A 4,611-nucleotide genomic window follows, 5' to 3' on the forward strand; every position below is an offset into this window, starting at 1 on the left:
TGCTGCCAGGATACAGGAACATCATCCCCGGCTTGAATTTAAACAGCCGCCTACAGGTTGGTGCTCCTGGTATTGCTTTGGCCCTAAGGTAACCGCACAGAATATTTATGACAACCTGGATTATATAAAGAACAATATTCCTGCGCTGAAGTATATACAGGTAGATGATGGTTACCAGCCGCATATGGGCGACTGGCTGGAATCGGGAAATTCTTTCGGCGGAAATGTGCAACAGGTGCTGCATACAATTCGTGAAAAAGGTTTTGAACCAGCCATTTGGGTAGCGCCTTTTATTTGCGACAGCAACTCTGCTATTTATAAGGATCATAAAGACTGGCTGGTAAAGGATACATCGGGAGCGCCTTTGCGCAGCGACCTGGTCACATTTGGAGGCTGGCGGCTAAAACCCTGGTATGTGCTCGATGGTACACATCCGGCTGTGCAACAACACCTGCAGCAGCTGTTCCACACCATGCGCAATGAATGGGGCGTTACTTACTTTAAGCTCGATGCCAATTTCTGGGGCGCCATTCATGGCGGTCGTTTTTATGATACCAAAGCTACGAGGGTAGAAGCATACAGACGGGGGATGGAGGCGATTCTCAAAGGAAGCGGGGATGCGTTTATACTGGGATGCAATCACCCGCTGTGGCCTTCGCTGGGATTGATTCATGGCAGCCGTAGTTCTATGGACATCAAGCGCAGCTGGTCTGTATTTGAACGCTCGGGGCGGGAGAATCTTTACCGGGCCTGGCAAAATGGCCGCTTATGGTGGAATGATCCGGATTGCCTGGTGCTTACCGGCAATCTGCCAGACAATGAATTTAATTTTCATGCAGCGCTGTTGTATGCTACAGGCGGCATGCTGTTGAGCGGAGACGATCTTACAAAGATATCACGGCAACGGCTACACGTTTTAGAAAAGGCTTTGCCACCCGCAGCGAAGGCAGCTGCTTTTGAAGGTACTGGTTTTGAAATAGGAAAACTGACTACAACAGCAGGCAAACAGGTAATTCTTCTCAACTGGCAGTCATCTTCCAAAAAACTAACAGTAAAACTGGATCAGCGATACCAGGTATCAGACTACTGGACAGGCGCGGACCTTGGAATTCATAACGGTTCTTTTGTAATGGATCTGGCCGGGCATGATGGCCGGGTATTGTTATTAACACCAAAAAAATAACTCCATGCGTATTTTCCTGCTGGCTTTATTCATCGCGCTTGCCAATGCAATACAAGGTCAATCGCCCTTTCAGCAACAACTGCTTAAAGACACGCGACCAGCGGTGATCAAACGCGCTGCCTGGGCGCTGCAACAAGCGCCTCAAACAATTACGGCTTTCCGTTGCGAGCGCAGCGCCGGCGGTTTGCACGACTTTTATTCGGAAGGGGATTACTGGTGGCCGGACCCGGCAAACCCCAGCGGGGCTTATATCCAGCGTGATGGTGAAACCAACCCGGGCAACTTCGTGGCACACCGGCAGGCCATGATCCGCTTCAGCCGGGTGATGGGAGCATTGGCAGCAGGGTATGTTGCAACCAAAGACAATACCTATCTGCAGCATGCACTGTTACATGCAAAGGCCTGGTTTGAAACCGCTGCTACACGCATGAACCCTTCGCTGTTGTATGCGCAGGCAATTAAAGGGAAAGTTACCGGCCGCGGTATTGGTATCATTGATACCATTCACCTGATGGAAGTGGTGCAGGCATTAGGTATAATGGAGAAAGCCGGTGTTATTCCCACCGCAGACCTGCAGGCTTTTAAAAACTGGTTCAGCGAATACCTGCAGTGGCTTACTACACACCCTTACGGAAAAGATGAAATGAATGCGGCCAATAACCATGGCACCTGCTGGGTAATGCAGGTGGCCGCATTTGCCCGTTTTACAGGCAACCAGGCAATACTGGACTTCTGCAGGAACCGTTATAAAACAGTATTACTGCCCCGCCAGATGGCTGCCAACGGCAGTTTCCCGCTGGAGCTGAAACGTACTAAACCTTATGGCTACTCGTTGTTTAACCTCGATGCGATGAGCACCATCTGCCAGTTGCTGAGCACACCGGATGATGACCTGTGGCGCTTTACGGCCGATGGCAATAAAAGTATTGCCGGTGGGATCGCTTATCTCTATCCATATGTAAATAATAAAAGCAGCTGGCCCTATGCGCATGATGTGATGTATTGGGATAACTGGCCGGTGGCACAACCTTTCCTTATTTTCGGCGCGGCGGCGCTTCAGCACCCCGAATATTACCGGTTATGGCTATCGCTCAACCAGGACCCGAAAGAAGAAGAAGTGCTGCGAAACCTGCCTGTACGGAATCCTCTTATCTGGTTATGAGTGCGTTAGAGTTTACAATTATTTAAGATTCAGATGCTTTATTTTCTTAATATAAATCCTTAACTTTAGATAACTATACACTATGTTTAAACTTTAGAGAAATGAGTTGGATGGACGACCTGTATGTTATTTACCAGAAACTGGATGCCACCGGTTGTGAAGAGGTAAAGCATGACATTTTAAAAGCCCAGATTGATGGCTGCAACCGCGGAGAAATCTATTTTCTTGTATTGCAACAACTGGTACAGATCAAAGCAGGTAAGGCGCCTGTTTATGAGTTAATTAAAGGAGAAGTAGAGAACATTATCCACTGTAGTAAAGGACAATACCTGAATTAATTATTTTAATTCTTCTATCAGTTTCTGCACTTTGAGGTAATTCGGCGCACCCGATGGGATTTTTAATAACCATTCGAGGCACTGCTGTTTACGTCCTTCTTTCAGGTAGCTCAATGCCATATAAAATGCTGCTTCATAGCGAAGCTCACTGCTGTTGTTAAAAACAGTCAGCAGATCCTGTCGTGCAGCCCCGGTCTGGTTTTGATCAATCAATGCCACACCGCGGTAGTAGCGGGCGTATAAATTGCCCGGGTTGGCAGTAAGTGCTTTGTTCAGCAGCAGTACTGCTTCATTGAAGTGGCCGTGATTAAACTGCACGATGGCTTCTTCGGGAAGCCGCAGGCTGTCTATGTCCGGGATCTGCATCTCCGTAGAAGCAAATTGCCGGTAAATGTTTTTTCTCCAGGGACTTATATACAATAAGATGGCCATTCCCGCGGCTATCAGTGCGGTGAGGATAACGTAGTTCCGGATGGGGATAGGCGAATTATCCTTCAGTGTATACCAGGCGTTGCGATGGGTGTATAACAGGTGTTGCAATTCGTCCCGGTTGGCATCGTTACAGATTCTCTGCCCAAGCAGCTGGCGGACAGCATCGAAGCGTTTTACCTGTTGGGCAAGCAAGGCATCAGCCTGCAGCCGGTCGGAGAAGGTTTTACGTTCTGCCTCGTTCATCTGGCCGCTGAGGAAACGGTCTGTTTCCAGCAGGTCTTTTTCAGAAAGACTGTTAGCTTTTAATTTAATGTCGATATCCCTGAACAGGCTGCGGAAGCAATCGGCTCTTCTGCCGGGAAGCTCTTTAACCGGGATGTTTGTTTCTGCGGCAATATCTTCCTGCAGGCAGCCATCAGTGAGCGACCAGCGAAGCAATTCCTTACAATCGTCCGAAAGCGCAAGATAGTAGTGATAGGCGAGCCGCCGTTTTTCTCCTTCTTTCAGCACATCTTCCACATCCTGGATATCATCCCTGCTCATGGTGGATAGCTCTTCAGCTTCCAGGCCGGGAATGCGCTGCCCTCTTCTTTCCAGTTCCTGTTCCCAGATACGTTTGCATAATAGTTGGAGAAATGGCTCAAAGTCGGTGACTTTCAGCGGATGGCGGCGGGCGAAGTAATAAATATCCATCAGGGCTTCTTCGAAGATATGGGCTGCATCCTTTACATGGCCGCTTTTTTGTAGTATAAAACGCTTTTCTTTAGATGCAAACCGCTGATAGATATTTTCAATTACTGCTGGTTTATGGTGAAGCAATCCCTCAATATATTCCTGGTCGTTATTTATTAATTGTTCAGGTGACATACATATCGTTTTTGCCGGTTCCTCTGTACTAAAAATATTAAACCTTGCCGAAGTGACCTAATTATTTATTAGGTATCTACAAATGCAATGCCTGCATGGTGAAATTTGTACAGAAGTTGAGTATCTTACCAAACCTGCCAGCTATAGCCAATTACTATGTATCAACCGGAACAGGATATCGATAACCTGATATCAGGATATATACACGCTCCACATGATCCGCTTTTGCAGGAACAGATCGCCGCTTTCCGCAGTGAAGGCCCTGAACAGGCTGCTTACCTGGAAGGCCGGCTGACTGCATGGTTGGCAGAAGGTGTTGCTGTGCCGGAAGCGAATACCTCTTTTATTATTCCTTCATCTTCCCGTCGTGTTTTCAATAGCAGGTGGCTGGTTGCTGCTGCGCTGGTACTGGTAATAGCTGCCGGTTTACTGCTTTATTTTTACCGGCTGGCCCCGGTGAGGCAAATACATTATGTGAATAATACAGGCCATATTGATACCCTGTTGCCAGTGCCGGGTTGTACCCTTATCACCGGCAAAGGCGCTTCGCTCGCTTATGTGCCTGGGTTTACTGCAACCCCGGAATTACACATGCTGGAGGGTGATACCTGGTTCGAAGTGGCATTGCC

Annotated in this window: 5 protein-coding genes; 4 read left to right on the forward strand and 1 reads right to left on the reverse strand. The window is 48.1% G+C overall.

Going from position 1 to position 4,611, the window contains the following annotated elements; genetic code table 11:
* From VIM72_RS32250 to VIM72_RS32260, 3 genes are all read left to right on the forward strand, one after another.
* Positions 1-1,183: glycoside hydrolase family 36 protein (locus VIM72_RS32250; RefSeq protein ID WP_332006907.1), on the forward strand; the 1,183-nt coding region annotated here is incomplete at its 5' end.
* Positions 1,184-1,187: 4 nt separating this feature from the next.
* A complete protein-coding gene (locus VIM72_RS32255) occupies positions 1,188-2,345 on the forward strand; it encodes an alginate lyase family protein (RefSeq protein WP_332006908.1) in 1,158 nt (385 codons plus the stop codon).
* A 101-nt stretch (positions 2,346-2,446) separates the two neighbouring features.
* Entirely contained in the window at positions 2,447-2,683 is a 237-nt protein-coding gene (locus VIM72_RS32260) for a hypothetical protein (protein ID WP_332006909.1), read from the forward strand.
* On the opposite strand, the gene VIM72_RS32265 is transcribed toward VIM72_RS32260, so the two are convergent.
* Positions 2,684-3,982 (reverse strand): hypothetical protein, encoded by a 1,299-nt coding sequence (locus VIM72_RS32265; RefSeq protein ID WP_332006910.1) that lies wholly within the window; start codon positions 3,980-3,982, stop codon positions 2,684-2,686.
* A 156-nt stretch (positions 3,983-4,138) separates the two neighbouring features.
* On the opposite strand from VIM72_RS32265, the gene VIM72_RS32270 reads away from it, so the two are divergent.
* Positions 4,139-4,611, forward strand: a 473-nt coding sequence (locus VIM72_RS32270) for a hypothetical protein (protein ID WP_332006911.1), incomplete at its 3' end; no start/stop codon positions are given.

The sequence above is a fragment of the Chitinophaga sp. genome, assembly GCF_036569185.1.
Classification (GTDB): Bacteria; Bacteroidota; Bacteroidia; order Chitinophagales; family Chitinophagaceae; genus Chitinophaga.